We start from the raw sequence: 18,067 nt of genomic DNA on the forward strand, positions 1-18,067 counted from the left end.
TAACTCCAGACGTAAAAAAACCGCCGAAGCGGTTTCGTTGTTATTTTTTCCAGACCTTCTGCCTGGCCTCTTCGAGGTATTCTTCATCTGTCTTAGCCGGTGGTGAAGAGGCAGACAAATCACTACCACAGTGTTTACATTTAATGGCTTCGCTTTTGATTAACTCTGCGCAGAATGGACATTTCTTCATACCCTCGTTTTCAATAAGATCTTTTTCTTCTGCAACAACATCCTTTTTTATAACCAGAGAATGCACAAACGCAATAATAAAAAGGAGCGCTCCATACACCCACCAGGCGAAGAAAGAACGGCCTTTACTTTGAGCAATTAAAGCTGGAATTAATCCAATAACAATCGAAACTAGCAATATTTCCATTTTTTGCACCCCAGAATTATTAGTTGAAGAATCCTAATATTTTCTGGGTTAAAAGTCACTGAGTCGCGGCAGTAAGCGCCTCTTCAAGACCAGCAAAGGGGTCTTCAGGTGCTGATTGCTCGCCACCATCCCAGCGCAGGATTGCATCTTCCAGAGGCACCTTTACCCCCTGAGAACCGTAAACGGCAGAGACTATCTGTGCGGCCTGAATATCACCACGAACATCTCCAACAGGGCTTTGCCTGTCGAACTCAATCCACATCAGAAGCTCGCTTGCTGTCATGCTCTGCCTAAGCTCTGAGAGCGTGCGCCCCATGCGGAGCGCAAGCGACATCAGGAACTTTACGCCAGGGGTTGAGACTTTTCCCGCGCTTCTTCCGCGTTGCTGATCAGGTCAAGGGCCTGTTTAAGCAGGCGCGAATGCACGGGACCGTAAATTTCGCGGACCTGCTCTTCTTCGTCGACGCTGAAGACCGGTTGCTTATCGGTGTCGCACAGGACGTCAATGAAGAGAACCACGTCAGCGCAAAGGTTACGGTGCGCCTTTTCAGATACCGACACATTTTCATCATCAGCACCCGCTTTCACCACTTCCTGCCAGCGCAGCCAGGCTTCACCAGACGGCTCACGGAGAACCACTTTGACGTCTTCCCACTCAGGAACGGCGACCGTCTTATGACGAAAGCCCGACATCTTTGCCAGGGCGAGGTTTTTAATATTTTTCATGCAACCCCTCAGGAACCAGATTCGATGTTTTCAGGCTTACCCTTCAGGCGCAGGGAGAATGTTGCCGCCACTACGCCGTTGGTACCGGAAGACCATGTGTGCTGGCGGATTTCAGCCAGGAACTTAAAGCCCCTGCCGGACGGGAAAATGACCTGGAAAGCGTAGGTCGTATCGTTGTCATACGCATCGCGCAAGGCGTCCTGCGCCGGATTCTTATAGAAGTTACCGGAAAGAGAGATTTCTGACGGCGAAGGCAGACCGTTAATGTTCTCCTGCTCGGTAGAGCAAAGAGTTGTTACGTCAATATCCTGCTTCTGACCGCCTGTGAACTGAATTTCTTTGATGGTACAACTCAGATCGAGGAAGGTTGCGGAGTCCATCGTTTCTTTGGTGGCTGGCGCAGAGGAAATAAGGATCTTCGTCAGCTGCGATTTTTCGTAAAGTGCAGACATAGCTGTCTCCTGGAAAAAGAAAACCCGCCATTAAGCGGGTTCGTTTGGTGAATGATTTATCAGGGGGTAACTTTAAAATCCAGGGTGGCGCGGTAGAGCCGATAATCTGGTTCGTATCCGGGGATTTTTACCACCTCTGTAGGGTTCAGCGGCTTAAGCGAGGCAAGCGCCAAATCCCTCAGCGCTCGCGATTCTGTGATTGTTGTGGAATACACATCGACCTGAACGGAAACCCTGCTCTCTGCCTGACCACACAGCACGTCTGCAGAAACATCTGAGACGATGGAGTAGATTATCCAGGGTGGGGAGACAGATGGTTTACCGTCATTACTTAATGGCGCGACGTAAGGATACACCCGGCCTTCTGCCAGGGGAGAAAGCAAGGCGTAGAGATCATCTTCATTCACTTGCTAAGCACCTCATCAATAGCCTGATTCATCCTGGCAATAGCAGCACTTGCAGCCTCTTCTTCGCGAGTATCGTAAGCTGGCCGCACAAATGGATGCGCTGGCATGTTCGCGGTTCCCAGCTCTACAAAGCGCCAGTAAAAGGCATTTCTCGGGTTATCCGCCTTCATCGAGTTATCGCTGTTGCCGGTATAAGGGTTAACGCCACGGATATGCACACCAGAAGAAATTTCACCGCGGCGGCGGCCTTTCTGTGTCACCACCACCACGTTTTTCTTCAGCTTGCCGGTGCGTACCGGGGCGCGGGCGATCACCTCTTCCTTAAGCACTTCCGCGCCGGCGCGCGTGGCATCGCGAAGAACCTTGTTATTTTCTGCGCGGCTGAGTGCTTCAAGGTCTTTAGCGATGTCGGCCAGTCCGGAAAAATCAAGGCTCGTTCCGATCACTTTTCAGCTCCTGTTTTACACAGAATTTCCAGGCGAGTACCGTTCGGGTTGGCGACAGGTGGACCGATAATATTCAGAAACTGGCCTTTGTATGGGCCGCTGAGCACCTCTACGCGGGAGGAAGCATGTACCTCAGGCCTGAACCGCATCCAGATGCGAATCGTTGCCTGTGCCATCTCCGCGCCACCTGACATTTGCTCTCTGCCGCTGATCCCTTTCACCTCTGCCGGAACCGGATCGCCACCACTCCATGACTCCACTGGCTGACCAGATGAGTCCCGGGAGGTTGTGAAGTTCATGATTTTAACCCTGTGCCTGAATCGTCCAGGTTCCATCAGGAGCCCTCCTCAGGTTCCGCTTTGCCGCGCCAGTTGCGATGAATAAACATCATTCGCTCAGCAGCAGCATTTTCGTAAAGCTGAACCTCGCTTTGTGCGGTCCGGTGTTCGAACATGTCAGCAAATACCAGAAGCACAGCTCCCTTAACCGCTGCCGGAATATCACCTGGCGCCTTCCATGCTGGCTCGTCACACCATCGATAGCAGTAGTCAAAGGCTGCCTGGGCGTAAAGCGTGATCAGCTCGTCCCGGTCATCTTCTTCAAACTCTATCTGCTGCTTAAACAGGTTGAGGCCGATAACCTGCAGAACATCTATCGCCATACGTTAAAAGGGCGGGTTACCCCGCCCTCCCCCATCATGAGCCAGAAGAGAAAGTACCCTTGATGATTGCTGTCGGGCGATAGTGAGCCAGCGCCAGGCGTTCTTCACACAGGATGGTCAGCATGTTTTTCACGAAGTTGTCGCGGTCTTCACGGCTGACTTCCACGGTGGCATCCATGCGATCCCAGACCTGAGACGCCATGTCGAAACCGCCGACGGTGAAGGTGCCGGCTGCCTGCGCCTTAGTCGGAACGACTGGCAGGCCCCACATGATGTTGCTGGTGAATGCCTGTGGGCCACCGAAGAGATAACGACCTTCGTTGTCTTTCAGCAGCGCGATGTTGTGCCAGTCGCGCGGGTTAAGGACAATGCCGGAGGCGCTGAACTCGGACTCGGTCACCTGATAAATAGCGTGAGCGATGATGTCCGCGCGGGTATCACCGGTGACATTCAGCGATGTGTCGTAGGCGGTGGCCACTTTGTTCAGACCTTCCAGGTTATCCCCGCTGCCGTCGCCGTTCAGCAGCTGACCTTCTTCCTTCAGCGCCAGACCGTACATCAGGCGGTCATTGACGTAGGACTGCAGCATCGGGGCGTCGTCCATAACCTGGCGCGAAGCCTGCACCCAGTGGGCGATGGTTTTGACGTTGGCGGTCTGCTTGCTGAAGGTGATATCCGATTCAGGCTTGAGCGCCTTTTCAGCGACCACATCGGCGTTATTGGTAAACACCTCTTCGCGCACGTACTCCAGTGAGTTACTGGAAATGCGGCCCTGCGCCAGCAGGTCACGAATGGTCAGGCGGCGCAGGCCCGGCATGATAATGCCCGGAACCTGCATCGGCTGGATCAGGCTGCCAGCTGATGCCGCAGTACTGCCCAGGGATTTATTGAAGGTCTTCGCGTCGAAGCTGCCTTTGCTGCCGTTCCAGGACTTCTGCAGCTCTTCAGCTGCACGCTCAGAGAAGGATTTCTTCTCACCCGGATTTTCGGCACCGGAAGCCAGTTTCTGTTCCAGATCGAAAAGACGGGTGCCGGATTTGCTCAGCTCTTCCTGTACTTTCGCCAGGTCGGACTGCAGCTGTTTGGACACCACGCCGGTGCTTTCGATTTCTGCCTTCTGGGCATCGAAAAGCTGAGTCATTTTCAGCTGGGACTCTTCGATGGCTTTTTGAATTTGAGCGAGTTCAAACATAATTATTTTCCTAAATTAGAAGGGAAGGATTTGATGCTCTCAAGCAGAGCGTTGATTTGTGCTTCGTTTCCGTCGCCCTCGGACTCGCTCCGAATCGCTGACTTAAACCGGGCTATTAACCCAACTGCCTGTGATTTGGTGAGGCCGACTGAATCCCTCAGCCAGTTCTCCACGTCACGGATCGTTTCAATGCCATCGACACTTTTCATGGCTGCAATGCCAGCCTGTTCGTTGGCCGGGAAGGTGCAGACGCTGATTTCGCGCAGGGCCTGGATATTCTTAAAAATGCGACCGGTGGGAATGATGGTGTAATCGTCTTTAGTAACCGAAAAGCCAACCGACATCCCCTCAACCGTACCGTGCTGCATTGCCGCTTTAAGGTCAGTAGCGCCACTGTGTCCGGGCGTCAGTTGACCGCGCACATAGAGACCTTTTTCGTCCTCGGCGAGGCTGTCCCACTTTCCAACCGGCAATTCCCATGTTTTGTGGTTGAAGAACATCGCCACTTTTCGGGTTTGGTTGGTCAGCGCGTTTTTGAAAGCGCCGGGCAGGATGATGTCGCCGTCGGAGTCGGTGTTATTGAAAACAGAAGCGTATCCTTCGAAAACGCCCTGCTTCCCGTCACCGGTGAACTTGATTTCTGTCTCGTCGAAAGACAGCGTTTTTACGATCTCAGGCATCGCGGCCCCCATAAAAATTAAGCCCCGTCATTGCGGGGCTCTTTGTTGGTTCCTAAATCGGTGATCGGCACGTATTGCGACTGCCGCATTGCCACATCGCCGCCTGGCAGCGGCGGCAGGTTATCCGTTCGCCGCATCTCGTTGATCGTGCGAAGTCCTGCCTCCCCCATCGCCTTCATGAATGCAGCACGGGAAGCAGAATCACCTCTCAGCAGACCATCAAGATTGTGCTCAGCGTGAATGCGGCCAACGTCCTTAGCCGGGATCAGCCATCGCTGGATGCTGTTTTCCCAGCGGGAGATATAGGGCTGCAGGGTGTACTGCAGGAAACCGAGATTCTGCTGCTCGATGCCCGATCCCCAGCTCGTTGACTTCTCAACGTCGCCAACAAGGTGAGGCGGCACGCCAAAGAATCGGGCCAGTTCGCTAACCTGGAATTTTCGGGACGCCATCATTTCGGCATCCTGAGGTGTCACGCCGATTGCCGAAGTAGAAAAGCCCGCTTCCAGAATCCAGAGGCGTTTTTTTACCGGGCCACCGGCGATCTCTTTGAAGTTCTCTTCAACCTGCGAACGCTGCTGCTCAGTTAGCACCTTTTCGCCGGTTGAGAGTATTTGGGGCGATTTAGCGCCGTTCGCAAAGAAATCTCGCTGCTGATCTTCCATCGCTACCGCCACACCCGCCGATTTACAGGCAAACGCAATGGGTGACAGGCCGACCAGCCCGGTAAATCCGAAACCTTTAAGGTGAAAAATGTCTTTCTGTGAAAAGTTGGCGTACTCGCTATCGCGCTGATAGCGATAAACAACGTTTTTACCGACCATCTTCACATCCATATTGGCGGACTGAAGCGGTATCAGGCTGATCACGTCTCCCGCGCTGTTACGATCCACCAGCGCATAGGCGTTCCCGTAGAAACAAAGCTGCATCGTCATGGCCTCCCTGAACTCCTGGGCGGTCATGTATTGATTGGGTGAATAGCGCAACAGGCGAGCCAGCGGATTGCTCAAACCGACTTTTTTTCGGTTGTCGCTCGGGTCAGTTTCGAAGACATCCAGCGGAAGGCACGCAGTGAGCGTCGAAATCAGGCTCACACAGCGCCACACCGTCGATATTTGCAGTATCCGTTCATCGTTAATGGATGAATCGCCCAGGTGACCGTGGGCCGAAACTGGCCCGGTTTGCGAGCCCTGATTTGGGGTGACTAAACGCCCGCCGACAAACCAGGACTGCAGCCTTGCCCACCAGCCATTATTGGTTCGCAGGTCAATCGTGTATTTAGGTTCTTCCATCACATGCTCAGCGGTCGAAAAATGAAGTCCTCGAAGTCACCACCCTGTTCGGTAACTTCCCCATTGGCGGCACCAACGGACATTGTCATTGCGACCATGCCATCAATACGACCCGTTGCTTTTGATTTATCGAGTTTGCGGTTGCCGGCAGCATCTTTAACGATCACCGCATTCACGGCGCACATCGTTAAAACCGGGTGCATGCCATGCCTCACCCGCCCGTTAAGCATCAGCGATTCTAGGGTGTCCACTGCCGGGCCCATATCCTTAAAACCCTGGCCGAACTCAACCAGAGGGAGGCTCAGCCCAATGGTGTCCGCCTCTTTCCTGAACTGGTCAATGCGCCAGCGGTCAAAGGCCATCGAGGTAATATCGAAATCACCGATAATTGAGGCGATATCAGCGACCACGAATGAATAATCGACAGACGCGCCGGGCGTAGTGCGTAGAAGGCCTTCTCTGACCCAGACGTCATATGGCGCGCGGTCTGTTTTGGTGCGTTCTTCAAGCGTCTTTTGAGGTGTCCAGAAGAAGGGGAAAACATCCCAGACACCATCTTCTGCTTCACCAGCAATGACCAGCGCCGTTAAATCGTTTCTGGCTGACAGATCCAGCCCGGCATACCATTTCCGCGCTGTGTTCTGCGGTATGCCGCCGCACAGCTCCCACACACTGCGGGATATGAACGGCGATACAGTAGACACGCGCTGGTTCAGGTTCAGGTTGCGGAAGGTGTTCTCGAAACTCGGCATGCGCCCCGCTTTTTCCGCCTGGCGCGCCATGTCTTTTTCAGACCTGAACGTACCAAGCGCCGGGTTAGCGGCAAGCCATGATTCACGCTTACTGATATCCGCCTCTTTGGGGGCCTCGTAAACGTGACAGACGATGTGCGGATCTTTCGATTTAACCGCGTCATCTATCCAGATGCTCAGCAGGTCGGCATCGTTCGCCGCCTGGGTGCTGATAACAATCAGCAGCGGGCTTTCATGTGCGCCCTGAGCCGTGGTTATGGCGTCGATAAAATCATCCTGCGGCCCCCTTACCTGCCCTGTTTCATCCAAAATCGCAAGAATGGGCGAAAGGCCGTGTGTGGTTTTACCCTCAGCAGATAAAGCTTTGTACTCCACGTTACACGGCAACCCGATCAGCTTTTTGCCGCTGGGCGTGATGTGAACCAGCTCCTGCAGCTTCGGATTAAGGTTAACCATCTTCACTGCCAGGTTAAAAACGATGGCCGCCTGCTCCCGACTGAGAGCGCCGCTGACGATCTGCGTGTTCTGTACCGCTTCGGGTCCCACCAGATGCGCCAACAGGATTCCGGCAATCAGCCCTGTTTTACCGTTTTTACGCGCGATGCTGAGGATCGCCATGTCCGTACCGGCCGGATTGTCATAAATCGACAGGATGAATGTTTTCTGAAAAGGGTCGAGCCGCATAGGCTGCCCGATCAGCTTGCCTTCAGGCACGATGCAAAAGCGCTCAATGAACGCTATTACGCGCTCACCTCGCGTCATAGTCTCTTATCCGTGTTTGGGAAAGGCGATCAGGTTGTCGTCCTGGTCCTGATGCTCTGCTCGCGTGTCCCGGGCAGCGCGATCATTCTGGTTGCGTTTCTTCTGGTCGCGGCTTTCGCCGTTGGTTGCATGGGAATGGATCTGCAGGTCACGTCGCTGTGCCAGGATGGTTCGCTGCAGTTCTGGAATTTGCTTCCGCAGGTCTTTAATTAGTGCCTCGTTTCTGCCTTCACCGCGCACGCGCTCTTCTTTGCGCAAATCTCTGCGCAAAACGGTGATATAGAGCTGGTTATTTGCCAGTTCTACAGCGGCCAGAAGGTCGGCGGGTGTCCAGCTGTCCAGAGCTTTCGATCTGATATTGTCATGCCAGAATGGTTCGGCTTTTTTCTCCAAACCTGCATGGGACGGCGGATCGATGGTGTCCACTGCTGCATTATTCATGGCCTGAATCGCCGCCGCCGAACTGTCGGAGCGGGTTCGTTTATCTGCCATATGTCAACACCTTAAAACGGAAAAAATCGGGTTAGCGTTAAAATCAAACTTTGGCGGCGGTCATTTGGGGCAAAGGATTTGAAGATTTGATCCCCCCCTACCCCTGATGCGATTCATTCCCATCCTATATAGTTGCAAATAAAATGATTTCACTTACTCACATGTTCGAGTCCGTCGCATTGAAGTTCGGCACCAACCAGACCCAGTGCAATCACCGCCTCACCATCAGGGTAATCAGTCAGTAGCTGACGAATAGCATTCTCAGCCTGTTTAACTTTCGCCTGGGTTTCTTCAGGCAGCGAGGCAATCAGACCCTTAAACATCAGAATGGTTTGCTGGTCTTGTGTCATTACGTGCTCCAGTGAGACGCAGGATCGAGTGGGTAGCCGCTGGCATCACAGCCGATGACGGTGCCGCTCTTCTCCATTCTCTGCTTAGTTGAGTCGTGGTGCGCTTTGCACAGTGGCTGCCAGTTCTCTTTACTCCAGAACAAGTGCTGTGCCTTCGAGATGGCCAGCGGGTTACCCGACTTAAGCGCATCTTTGAGTTTGTGCGGTTCGATGTGGTCAACGACCGTGGCCGCCGTTATACGCCCCTGCTGCTCGCACATCACACAGAGCGGGTGCTGCTGCAGGAAACGCAGGCGGGCCTTATCCCATCGGCTGCCATATATGCGGGGCTCTTTGCTCATGCCAGTCTCCATGCGCGGCGGCGTTCTGTCCTCGGCTCGTTGTCCGGGTGGCGCTCAACCGTCGGCAGGTCAGCATGATCCACCAGAGAATAGCACGGGTAGATCACTCTGCAGCCGTAGGCCTCACCGACGGCGTAATCAGCTGCCAGCGTTTTATTCCATGAGTTGAGCATGCTCGCCAACCTGCCCGGGGGTGGGCTATAGCAGACACCGTGAATCAGCTTACTCATCACGATGTGATCACCACAGACGCGATCAGCATCCACCAGCATTCCGGCTATCTCTTTTTGATACTGCGGCGGTCGGCCGGTGCCGAGATAAAAGCTCAGCATGTCGTCAGGGAAACGGGCCAGCCAGTCAGCCGCCTTGTCAGCGAATCCGGGCACAGGTAGAGCATCATCTTCCAGCACCACTACCCGGCAGGACTGTTCGGCGGCCCATTCAAGCGCGCGCCGGTGATTCCAGTTCGCGCCGTGATTCCCTTCATCAAGAAGAAGGTGGGCTCCCAGTTCACCCGCCAGCAATGCAGCGGAGGCAAACCGGGTATGGTGGCCAACTACAACGAACCTCACTTGTGTTTCCACCAGGCAATCTCCTTTCCGATGCCATCCGTTTTGAAGACCGTGTGAATGCGCGGACCAGTAACGATTCGATCACCGAACGCCTTTGCGGCCATGCCGAATGCACCCATATCCACCAGCGTGGCGGGAGCTGTTTCCATCTTCCAGAAACGGTGGCTTTCAATGAGGTAATGCTGACGGATGATCCGGTGGGCGAACTCCATTACATCTTCACGGCTGCCACCAAGAAGGCCAGCGTTAAGCAGTGGTTCATCCCGATGCAGTTCAATGAACTCGCTATACGCTTTGCCGTGGTGGTTTGCTTTCATCCACTCGTCGGCATAGGTCTTGTGCTCAGAACCAACATAGATTTTACCCGGCTCCATTTCCGCCCAGGGCTCTCGCAGCATCTCAACGTCGGTACCATCGGTACACCAGACGAGATGATATTCAGGATGCGCCCGAAGGTGCTGATAGATGTGAAGCCAACGCGCAAAGTATGGACTCATGCTCAGGGCGGTAACTTCGTGCAGGTCTGCCCCGCAAGGTGACTCTTTCAGTTCATCAGCCAGGACAACCGGCAGCGCGCCGGATATTGAGCTTGCCCACGGCTGAAGAACCTCCCGATCGGGTTTCATCTTCTCGCTGCGCTGTGGGTCAGGCTGGCTCGTCAGCAAGGTAGTGATCACCACGTTCGGATTGCTGCTGTAAGAAGCAAAGCCGTTATAGCCGCTATCACGCCGGGCATTGAAGATACCCACGTTTCGTTTTACCAGCGCCTCCCGGTCAGGCCGGGGTATTGAGCGTGTTCCCTCTTCATGCTCGTCCATCGAGTGAATCAGCTTTTCAGAGCCAGCAATATCAGCGAACGCCCAGGTCGATAACCCGGCATTGTGAATGCGAAGGGCCAGATCAGGATGCTCATACATGCCGCGACCGTATACCGGATCGAACCCGCCCACCTTCTCGATGGCACTGCGTTGGTAGTACAACATCACGCCGCGCTGCCCGGTGTAAGCGATATGCTTATCATCACGGTACAACACAGCCATATCGTTCAGCTTATTGCGGCCAGCCAGATCGAGAAATTGGTAAGCCAGGTGCGGTTCTGGTGATTCGATGTAAGGCAGATGCCAGTTATCGGCAACAGGCCAGGCGTCATCGTCCCACAAGAAGAGATGCTCACATCCGGCGTCCATCAGCGCGGTCAGGCTGGCGTTCTTCGCGGCGACAATGCCGAGCGATGATTCATGGCGAAGCAGTTGCATGCCACCGGGCACTACTGCAGCAGGTTTTGAGCCATCATCGATCACCACCAGGAATGCTCCAGCAGGCAGATGCTTCATGTGCTGCTCTAAAGCGCGCTTCATACCCTCTGGTCGATTATGCGTGGTTATTGCTATGCCAATTCTGGAGGAAGTTAAACAAGCTGGCGCATACTGGACGCCATCTATGGTGACCTGCATTTTTATCCCCTGTAGGGTATATTTATTGTTTATCCGCTATAGACATTACGATGGGTTTGCCCATGGTGATGGCAATAAAAAACCGCCCGTAGGCGGCTTTCAATAAACGGCGCTTCAATCAGTCGAGCGTTATTCTGTTCTCAAACAAGAAACTGTATATAACGTCATACTTTTCAGTATAAATTTCGGCAATCCTTTCAACATGCTCTTGGTTCTTAACATGATGTTTAGAGTCAAGAATATAGTCTTTTACATACTGCGACTCTACCGGCTTGTCGTTTGTTGTAATCAATTTATACACTGATTTGTAGAACCGCTCTTGATCGCTAGGGTGGTGGGTATCCCAAGTATCTACTCTTAACCAAGAGTCTAAGGGGGTTAAATCCATCGTGAGCATCTCCTTACGTATAGGGGACACTCAGAATAACCTCATAATATATATTGAAAAAGCATTATCGAAGCTCCTCAGTGAAGAGCTTCTGTAATGACTAGCAATCTGCGTCAGGTCGTGCAACAGCGCGGCAAGCCCACATACAGGCTTCCTGCATTTTCGTGCGGGCAATAGATAGGCTGCGCATAGCGTCATCAATCTCACGTGCCTGCTCAGTGCTCAGCATTGCTGGCCCATTACGGACAGCAAGAAGCTCGCCGCGCTCTGTATCCAGCAGGTTGCAGAAGTGACGACTGGCGTCCTTCAGGCGGTTCATGCGTTCGATGTCGCCCGGAGTTAACGAGCGGTATCCCTTTACGGTACTGTCATCTTGCGGTTTTGCTTCACTCATTTCGCTGCCCTATCGGTAGGTTGTTGGCAGTTCGCCTGCCACGCTTTGTTATGCGCCAGGATGTCTTTCTTCGTCTGCTTATCCAGCACATCAATATCATGATCGGTCAGGTAGATTGGCTTCACCCATTCACAGGCGGTATCAACTACCACCGGGGCGCAGCCACGAGTCACGCAGCTCGCGATCAACATCGTCGCCAGGCATATGGTTAACAGTCTGCTGTACATTGCTGGCCTCTTTCGTTGCTTCAACCCGGCGTTCTGCCACAGTGACCGTGGCCGCGGCGTTATCTTCGGTTCGCTGCTGGTCTGCTTTTGCTTCGGCTTTGCTGGTGCCGCGAACGTGGCCCAGGCCAAAAGCGCCAGCAATGGCTGCTATCACTGCCGCGGCCAGACCGATGATCGTTTCAATACCCATATTGACCTCACACCAGCACGGATTTTGCCAGGTTGAACAGAATGCGGCGTTTATCCAGTCCGTTGCGACCGCCGTTAATGATCAGCGTAACGCGCTCCACATCGCCGGAGTGAAGAAGGCAGCCGCGAGATGCGTAGAACCATGCAGCTGATCGGGCGGCGTAGACATCCTGCTCCAGCAGTTCCGGGTGGGTCACAAGATCGAGCTTCAGCGCCAGGCCGCAGCTGCGATAGTTGCTAAGCCCGGTGATCTGCTTCAATCCGCGCCCGCGGTATTTCCACCCATCGCCCGCCACCTGATTACCCAGGTTCTTTTTGCCCCACTCATTCCCGTAAACCAGATTGGCGATTGCCTTCTGGTTTGCCGGCTGCGTTGCCGTTCTGCCGAGGGCAGCGGCCTGCTGTGCGGTGATACGGTGACTACCGAACGTTGGTACCAGGCTCTCGGCTGCATAGTTCAGGTTTTCAACTACCCGCGTAAACCCGGCGGACTCATGCCCCATCTGGGCAATAAACATGGCCTGATCGAGCGGAGCGGTTATGCCGTACTCTTTCATTGCAGCGTCAATATGCGGAAACCAGCGCGCGGCCAGCCCGGCGCTGATACGAGCCGCCTTCTGAAATTGTGTTTGATTCATTATTGCCTCAGATGATCAACCAGACGCGCAACGTTGCCCCTGACGGCCACCAGCACGGAAAGGAAAACGACGTTGGCCCCAATGGTGGCCCACGATGAATGAGGATAAATGCCGCAAAGGTAGGCCAGTGGCACGGCGCTGTACGTCACAGTAATCAGCCATGCCAGGCGGGAAACCCACGGGCGATGCCGTGAATCACCCCGGCGGTAAAACATCAGAGTCAGAACTACGCCAGCGCAGATCAGCGCGTTGATAGTTGCTGTCGGGTCATTTAGAACCACCTGAACCTCCCCGGCGCGTTATCAGCGCCACCAGCGAGCCGACATCCTGGTTATTCAGGAACGTCAGGATTTTGACGGCTAAAGCAGAAACGATAACGGCACCAATGGCGTCCAGGGGTTTGTCGCTGTAACCGGTCAGGTTAGCCAGCTTCGACCCGACCAGGCCGGAGCACAGAATGCCGGCGATATAGGACACGATAAAATAAGCAAGTCGGCGTGCTGCGCCCAGGTCGGCTGCCGTGGCGATATAAAAGACCGCCCCTGCAAATGCGCCAAAAACTACACCGTAATCGGTCCCGGTCAGCAGTCCATAAACGCTGGCTCCCGCCAGGGTGCCACCGGCTAACCCCGTGCCGGAAATTGGATCGGACATTGGTCCCCCTCAGTGCTGTGAATCCTCTCAATATGAGGGGAAAGAAGGCCGCTGTGCGGCTGGGTGTCACTCTGTCAAAGGCCATCGGAATGACCTTTTGCACAGTGTTATTTACTGGATTTAATCAGGGGCCAGAGCAGGGCAACCACCCCAGCCACCATCACGCCGTCTGCCAGAATCGACATCATCTTGCTGTTAAAGTCGATAGCCACCACAAGGAACAACAGCACCCCGGCAGCGGCCCAGCGGAGATTGCCGATCACAGATGGTTTTCCAGACGCAGGCCGAGGACGTTGGCGATCTCTTCCAGCACCTTGCGCTCTTCTGGCTCTACTTCACCATCAGCTTCTGCGATGGCCACGGCCACATCGAGAACGTCTTCAGCTTCGCGGGTGTCGTGCTTAACATCTTCAATCTCACGCAGCGCAGCACGGCGACCAATCTTAAAGTTGGTGTCCAGCTGACCGACGATCGTTGCGCTGATGGCGTTGATTTCAGAGGTGAACGCTGCCAGTGATGGCTGATTGCGCAGCACCTGCTCAATCTTCGCCTTTTCTGATGCTTCGCATTCACCATCTGCATAAGCCACCAGGTAAGCAGCGTTAACCACTGCCTGAGCCAGATCGCGCTTTTCGAACTTTTTGATGTCGCTTACTGCTTTACGGGCTTTTTTACCGAAACCGAACATAGTGACTTTCCTTTTAGCGGGTGAGCCAGCGCTCAGGAATGATCGGCCCACAGAGACAGTCACACCGACCGTTCCCTATGGCTCACCCCTGAAAGGCTCTGTGGTTGAATTGCGCCGAGCGTGGCGCGAAGAATTACAGGCATAAAAAAACCCGCACAGAGGCGGGTTTGATGTCGTGCAGGCGTAATATCCCACGATGGAAAGCATATAGGACAACTTTATGCAAAGTCAACGCCATCGTGCAATAAAATGTGGCTATTTGTTCCGATCACATTAATAAGCTGTAGCCTTCTCGAATTCTACAGCTGCTTGCCGCTCTCCCTGGCGCAGCGTGTCCGCCAGCATTTCATAGAATGGTTTCCAGTTTCGTGACCATGAGGACTGATGGAGATCCGGGAGACGCTTCAGAATGGCTCGGTGTGCCGTGGCAGAAGAGACAGCAGAGAAGCCATTACCAGAGCAGCGACCACAGGTTTTAAACACCGGGGCCCCCTTTTCCTTCGTCGCTGCGCGGTCGAGCACCTCGCCTTTACCTCCGCAGCGGCAACGGGCATGGATCAATTTCTTGCCATCGCATGTGCCGCAGACCCGTTTCACCAGCTCACGCTTAATCTTCGGGGCCACAACATCAGCGCCGTCTGCATCGAAAATCCCAGGATGCTTGATTACATCCTCGAGCTGTGACGTAAAACCGGTACCGCCGCAGCTGCTGCACGCCGCGCTGGTGGCCGCCGAACGGGAATAATCAGCAAAGGCAAATTGCGCCAGGACCTGCATGCACCAGCCGAGCTCACCACCAGCTGCTTTGCGAACATTCTTTGGTGCCGTTTCCATCGCGTAACGAGCCAGCGCCTGAACTGCGAGCTGTTCATCTGTTTTGCTGATGCCAGCCTTTCCGAAGAAAGCAGCCAGGCCGAAACGCGCACGGCTGCTGGTGCTACCAATCGCCGCCATAACGTCAGTGCCGGTAAGACGGTCCGGAGAGGTTCCTTTTACGTCGTCGCTGATATGCATTCCCTGAGGACTAAAATGTTTAAGTGCTGCTTCCAGTTTCATGCGGCCACCTGCTGTTTTTTATAGAAAACCATTTCACGAACCTGATCGCCGTTCATGAGCATGTCGTTAAAGTCCCCATTATCCGGCCAGTAGATACTGACCTTTTCGAGGTCGTTTTTTGCCATCAAATTGGCATGAGCACATTCCATAGCAGCCGCTAAACCGGTAGCACTGTTGACGTCACGATCTGCAAAAATGATGAAGTTCTTCACGCCAGCCGGCACACGGAATTTCTTCATGAATCCGCTGGTCATGGTTGCCCAGGTGTTGACCCCGTAAAGCTGGTGCGCTGACAGGGCTGTTTCGATGCCCTCGGCGATGCCCAGCGTGGTGGAAACTGGGAACATACGGATCGCCACCGAACGGGCGTGATCCAGGTAACTTTCTTCCTGAAGTGATTTTTGACGCTTCGCCCCTGATGAATCTTTCAACTGAGCCTTCCGGTTTCCGTCCAGCAAGGTTCTATGCAGATAGCAAAGCTCGCCTTTGTCATCTGTTGCGAGTGAATACAGGCTCTGGAAAACCTTTCCGCCGTAGCGCTCATGGTCGTTGAATCTGATAGCGTCCTGCGGAAGCTGGTAGACACCACGGGAGCTGAGATACTCAGCGCCGGACGTGCCGCGCAGCGGTGCAAGCTTCGAAAACTTACTGATCACCCTTTTGCGCAGGCTGCCAGCGTTACTGGTGACCGGTATTTTTTCCCGAGCAAAGGTATTGCCGATCAGCTCGTCGATTTCACGGCAGATCTCATTGAAGGGTTTGCCCTGGGTTTGCGTAACCAGTTTTAATCCATCACCGCTGCCGCAGGTACAGATCCAGGTGCCGGCACCGTCACGATCATCGATACGGAACTTACCAATTGAGTCACATAGCGGGCATTTGCCTTTGAAGTGGTTTTTGCCGGTGATCGGCGGAAGCCCATAATGTTCAAAAATCATGGCCCACTGGCCTTTAGCCGCTGCTGCCGTCTTCATGCTTGTTTCCCTAACTGCTGCCTGATTTCGTTAATCGTGTTATGCGCGTGGAGAATACGGGAAGTCGCAGGTTCTGCTGCTACATCCTGCTGGCGTTTAGCCTTCCCTTTCACAAAGGCGATCTGTTTGTGCCTGATGAAGTTCGAAACCGTTGGGGTGATGTCCATCGGGTAGTCGCTCAGGCCGTTGGGCCACTCTCCGAAGCGATCATGAAAAGTGTGCTTACACCACCCATCGCTTACCGGCTTTTTGCCCAGAGATTCGCGCTGACGCTGATAAAACTTGATCTGGCTCCACCAGGCCTGTTTCTCGGCCTTTGTGGGCTGGCGCTGCTCGGTGCCCAGCTTTTTGAGTTTGCGCCCGGTGTCTGTATCAATATCTTCACCGGCCAGCGGCTTGTGGCCGCATTTAGGGCAGACGTAGACGCCAGCTGGTTTCATGTAATGACATTGCGAGCACTCGTGTGGCAGCTTCTCTTCGCGTTCTTCAGCTGCGCGGCGCGCGCTTTCTTCCATACCATCTGACTTGCCGGGCAGATCGTCATACTCGATGGAATCCGGATAACCCAGGCGGTGTACGGTGCCGCTGTGATCGAAGATGAGGCAGGACTCTTTGCCCGGCGCGGTGCGCAGACCGCGGCCCAGCGCCTGCAGCCAGCGAATTTCGCTTTTGGTTGGCCTGGCGTAGATGATGCAGCGAACGTCGCTGTCGAACCCGGCCACCAGGACGCCCACGCTGACGATGACCTTTGTAGCGCCGGTTTCGAAGCGATGAATGATGGTCTGGCGATCTTCCACCGGGGTGTCAGCGGTCATAACCTCGGCGTTAACACCAGCCTGGTTAAACCGGATAGTCAGGAAATTGGCGTGGGCTACGTTCACGCAGAACGCGATTGTCGGCAGATCCCGGCCATGCTCCAGCCAGTTCTGGACGATATCGCCCACCAGCGTGGAGCCGCACATAATCTCGGCCAGCTGCGTCTCGTTGTAATCGCTGCCAAACTCCAGTGATGGGGCCGATTTAACGCCTTTCAGATCCGGCTTAGTGGGCGCGTAGAACTCGTATTTGCTCAGGTCCCCGCGCTGGATCAGCTCGCCGATGGTGGTAGGTTTAATAAGCCGGTCATAGTATTTACCCAGGAACGGTGAAAACGGCGTACCTGACAGGCCAATCACTTTCACGCCTTTAGCGCGCAGGCGCTCGATATCCTGCAGGATGCGTTTTTTACGCAGGTGCGCTTCGTCGATAATCAGCAGATCGATGTTGTCAGGGAACACGCGGCGAATAAGCGTGTCGGCGCTGGCAATCTGGATTTTCAGAGACGGATCGTAATTCGGATGATCCGCCCAGATATAGCCAATTTCATCACCCGGCAGGCCATATTCAACAAAGCGATTAGCCGTCTGACCTATCAGGATGGTGTATGGCGCGCAGAACAGAACGCGCATACCGCGGCTGACGAACCCGGCGACGATGAAAGCGGCCAGCCCCGTTTTGCCGCTACCGGTTGGCGAGTACACCATGAAGGTGTCGTTTGCCTTCCAGTTCCGGCGCAACATGTTAAGCGCGCGCTCCTGTGCAAAATTCGGTGTTATCGTCAGCTGCATTGTGCTGCCCCCGCGGTGATGAGATAATAATTTTGTGATGTGGTTTTCATGGATTCCCCTCACATGGCTGGCGGCCTCCCCAAAGGTTGCCAGCCTCCCTTCTGAATCAGCTCCCCTGAAATTCACTCTTCCAGGAAGAACCTTCCTCGTTTCTCTGCGCCTTCAGCTTTCGTACTACCTTGCTGATACGGCCGCTTTTTTTTGGTTCAGCCCTTAAGACTGAGATCTACCTAACCAATGGATCTCGCCTGTTGGAAAAGGCCCTATTCCTACCCCTACACCCAATCCCCCCTTACC

Annotated in this window: 28 protein-coding genes and 1 pseudogene; all 29 read right to left on the minus strand. The window is 54.2% G+C overall.

What is annotated here, in order from left to right; genetic code table 11:
• Positions 1-40 precede the first annotated feature (40 nt).
• On the minus strand, positions 41-376 hold the full coding sequence (locus tag ACOKCT_RS17655) for a zinc ribbon domain-containing protein (RefSeq protein WP_420193716.1): 336 nt from the start codon (positions 374-376) through the stop codon (positions 41-43).
• 55 nt (positions 377-431) lie between these two features.
• Positions 432-710 (minus strand): phage tail assembly protein T, encoded by a 279-nt coding sequence (locus tag ACOKCT_RS17660; protein WP_166182805.1) that lies wholly within the window; start codon positions 708-710, stop codon positions 432-434.
• An 8-nt stretch (positions 711-718) separates the two neighbouring features.
• Positions 719-1,102: a phage tail assembly chaperone gene (locus ACOKCT_RS17665; protein ID WP_420193717.1), complete on the minus strand. Its 384-nt coding sequence runs from the start codon at positions 1,100-1,102 to the stop codon at positions 719-721.
• Positions 1,103-1,134: 32 nt separating this feature from the next.
• Positions 1,135-1,554, minus strand: a pseudogene (locus ACOKCT_RS17670) (phage tail tube protein); the annotation flags it as partial.
• Between the two features lie 59 nt (positions 1,555-1,613).
• Positions 1,614-1,961, minus strand: a complete 348-nt coding sequence (gp17, locus tag ACOKCT_RS17675) for a tail completion protein gp17 (RefSeq protein ID WP_420193718.1) — start codon at positions 1,959-1,961, stop codon at positions 1,614-1,616.
• Complete coding sequence (locus tag ACOKCT_RS17680) at positions 1,958-2,407, minus strand: HK97-gp10 family putative phage morphogenesis protein (RefSeq protein ID WP_420193719.1); 450 nt, start codon at positions 2,405-2,407, stop codon at positions 1,958-1,960. The genes gp17 and ACOKCT_RS17680 overlap by 4 nt, the downstream gene beginning before the upstream one ends.
• A complete protein-coding gene (locus tag ACOKCT_RS17685) occupies positions 2,404-2,742 on the minus strand; it encodes a phage head closure protein (RefSeq protein WP_420193720.1) in 339 nt (112 codons plus the stop codon). Before ACOKCT_RS17685 ends, ACOKCT_RS17680 begins: the two co-directional genes overlap by 4 nt.
• Positions 2,742-3,068, minus strand: coding sequence for a head-tail connector protein (locus ACOKCT_RS17690; protein WP_156654771.1), 327 nt, complete (start codon positions 3,066-3,068; stop codon positions 2,742-2,744). The genes ACOKCT_RS17685 and ACOKCT_RS17690 overlap by 1 nt, the downstream gene beginning before the upstream one ends.
• 34 nt (positions 3,069-3,102) lie before the next feature.
• A complete protein-coding gene (locus tag ACOKCT_RS17695) occupies positions 3,103-4,260 on the minus strand; it encodes a phage major capsid protein (protein WP_420193721.1) in 1,158 nt (385 codons plus the stop codon).
• 2 nt (positions 4,261-4,262) lie between these two features.
• Positions 4,263-4,940 (minus strand): HK97 family phage prohead protease, encoded by a 678-nt coding sequence (locus tag ACOKCT_RS17700; RefSeq protein WP_063922241.1) that lies wholly within the window; start codon positions 4,938-4,940, stop codon positions 4,263-4,265.
• Positions 4,941-4,957: 17 nt separating this feature from the next.
• Positions 4,958-6,232 carry a phage portal protein gene (locus tag ACOKCT_RS17705; RefSeq protein WP_058672569.1) on the minus strand — a complete coding sequence of 425 codons (1,275 nt, stop codon included), beginning with the start codon at positions 6,230-6,232 and terminating at the stop codon, positions 4,958-4,960.
• Positions 6,232-7,746, minus strand: coding sequence for a terminase large subunit (locus ACOKCT_RS17710; RefSeq protein WP_420193722.1), 1,515 nt, complete (start codon positions 7,744-7,746; stop codon positions 6,232-6,234). The genes ACOKCT_RS17705 and ACOKCT_RS17710 overlap by 1 nt, the downstream gene beginning before the upstream one ends.
• A 6-nt stretch (positions 7,747-7,752) precedes the next feature.
• Positions 7,753-8,238, minus strand: coding sequence for a hypothetical protein (locus ACOKCT_RS17715; RefSeq protein WP_063922244.1), 486 nt, complete (start codon positions 8,236-8,238; stop codon positions 7,753-7,755).
• Positions 8,239-8,387: 149 nt separating this feature from the next.
• Entirely contained in the window at positions 8,388-8,588 is a 201-nt protein-coding gene (locus ACOKCT_RS17720; protein WP_420193723.1) for a hypothetical protein, read from the minus strand.
• Entirely contained in the window at positions 8,588-8,929 is a 342-nt protein-coding gene (locus ACOKCT_RS17725) for an HNH endonuclease signature motif containing protein (protein ID WP_420193724.1), read from the minus strand. The genes ACOKCT_RS17720 and ACOKCT_RS17725 overlap by 1 nt, the downstream gene beginning before the upstream one ends.
• Complete coding sequence (locus ACOKCT_RS17730) at positions 8,926-9,516, minus strand: hypothetical protein (RefSeq protein WP_420193738.1); 591 nt, start codon at positions 9,514-9,516, stop codon at positions 8,926-8,928. The genes ACOKCT_RS17725 and ACOKCT_RS17730 overlap by 4 nt, the downstream gene beginning before the upstream one ends.
• Positions 9,498-10,955 carry a glycosyltransferase family 2 protein gene (locus ACOKCT_RS17735; protein ID WP_420193725.1) on the minus strand — a complete coding sequence of 486 codons (1,458 nt, stop codon included), beginning with the start codon at positions 10,953-10,955 and terminating at the stop codon, positions 9,498-9,500. Before ACOKCT_RS17735 ends, ACOKCT_RS17730 begins: the two co-directional genes overlap by 19 nt.
• Positions 10,956-11,073: 118 nt before the next feature.
• Positions 11,074-11,343 (minus strand): hypothetical protein, encoded by a 270-nt coding sequence (locus ACOKCT_RS17740; protein ID WP_420193726.1) that lies wholly within the window; start codon positions 11,341-11,343, stop codon positions 11,074-11,076.
• Between the two features lie 100 nt (positions 11,344-11,443).
• Positions 11,444-11,737: a DUF7681 family protein gene (locus tag ACOKCT_RS17745; protein ID WP_420193727.1), complete on the minus strand. Its 294-nt coding sequence runs from the start codon at positions 11,735-11,737 to the stop codon at positions 11,444-11,446.
• The gene (locus tag ACOKCT_RS17750; protein ID WP_420193728.1) at positions 11,734-11,928 is read right to left on the minus strand and encodes a hypothetical protein; all 195 of its coding nucleotides are present in this window, start codon (positions 11,926-11,928) and stop codon (positions 11,734-11,736) included. Before ACOKCT_RS17750 ends, ACOKCT_RS17745 begins: the two co-directional genes overlap by 4 nt.
• On the minus strand, positions 11,879-12,154 hold the full coding sequence (locus ACOKCT_RS17755) for a hypothetical protein (protein WP_420193729.1): 276 nt from the start codon (positions 12,152-12,154) through the stop codon (positions 11,879-11,881). Before ACOKCT_RS17755 ends, ACOKCT_RS17750 begins: the two co-directional genes overlap by 50 nt.
• Before the next feature lie 7 nt (positions 12,155-12,161).
• Positions 12,162-12,791 carry a glycoside hydrolase family 19 protein gene (locus tag ACOKCT_RS17760; RefSeq protein ID WP_420193730.1) on the minus strand — a complete coding sequence of 210 codons (630 nt, stop codon included), beginning with the start codon at positions 12,789-12,791 and terminating at the stop codon, positions 12,162-12,164.
• Positions 12,791-13,072: a phage holin family protein gene (locus ACOKCT_RS17765; RefSeq protein WP_420193731.1), complete on the minus strand. Its 282-nt coding sequence runs from the start codon at positions 13,070-13,072 to the stop codon at positions 12,791-12,793. The genes ACOKCT_RS17760 and ACOKCT_RS17765 overlap by 1 nt, the downstream gene beginning before the upstream one ends.
• Positions 13,059-13,445 (minus strand): phage holin family protein, encoded by a 387-nt coding sequence (locus ACOKCT_RS17770; protein WP_063136051.1) that lies wholly within the window; start codon positions 13,443-13,445, stop codon positions 13,059-13,061. The genes ACOKCT_RS17765 and ACOKCT_RS17770 overlap by 14 nt, the downstream gene beginning before the upstream one ends.
• A gap of 107 nt (positions 13,446-13,552) precedes the next feature.
• Complete coding sequence (locus ACOKCT_RS17775; protein ID WP_420193732.1) at positions 13,553-13,708, minus strand: DUF3927 family protein; 156 nt, start codon at positions 13,706-13,708, stop codon at positions 13,553-13,555.
• Positions 13,705-14,133: a tellurite resistance TerB family protein gene (locus tag ACOKCT_RS17780; RefSeq protein ID WP_063160072.1), complete on the minus strand. Its 429-nt coding sequence runs from the start codon at positions 14,131-14,133 to the stop codon at positions 13,705-13,707. The genes ACOKCT_RS17775 and ACOKCT_RS17780 overlap by 4 nt, the downstream gene beginning before the upstream one ends.
• Positions 14,134-14,406: 273 nt before the next feature.
• A complete protein-coding gene (locus ACOKCT_RS17785; protein WP_420193733.1) occupies positions 14,407-15,189 on the minus strand; it encodes an antitermination protein in 783 nt (260 codons plus the stop codon).
• Entirely contained in the window at positions 15,186-16,163 is a 978-nt protein-coding gene (locus ACOKCT_RS17790) for a toprim domain-containing protein (protein WP_156654787.1), read from the minus strand. Before ACOKCT_RS17790 ends, ACOKCT_RS17785 begins: the two co-directional genes overlap by 4 nt.
• The gene (locus ACOKCT_RS17795; RefSeq protein WP_420193734.1) at positions 16,160-17,770 is read right to left on the minus strand and encodes a DEAD/DEAH box helicase family protein; all 1,611 of its coding nucleotides are present in this window, start codon (positions 17,768-17,770) and stop codon (positions 16,160-16,162) included. The genes ACOKCT_RS17790 and ACOKCT_RS17795 overlap by 4 nt, the downstream gene beginning before the upstream one ends.
• Between the last annotated feature and the right edge of the window lie 297 nt (positions 17,771-18,067).

Source organism: Leclercia sp. M-A074-M (assembly GCF_965195605.1).
In the GTDB taxonomy this organism is placed as follows: Bacteria; Pseudomonadota; Gammaproteobacteria; order Enterobacterales; family Enterobacteriaceae; genus Enterobacter.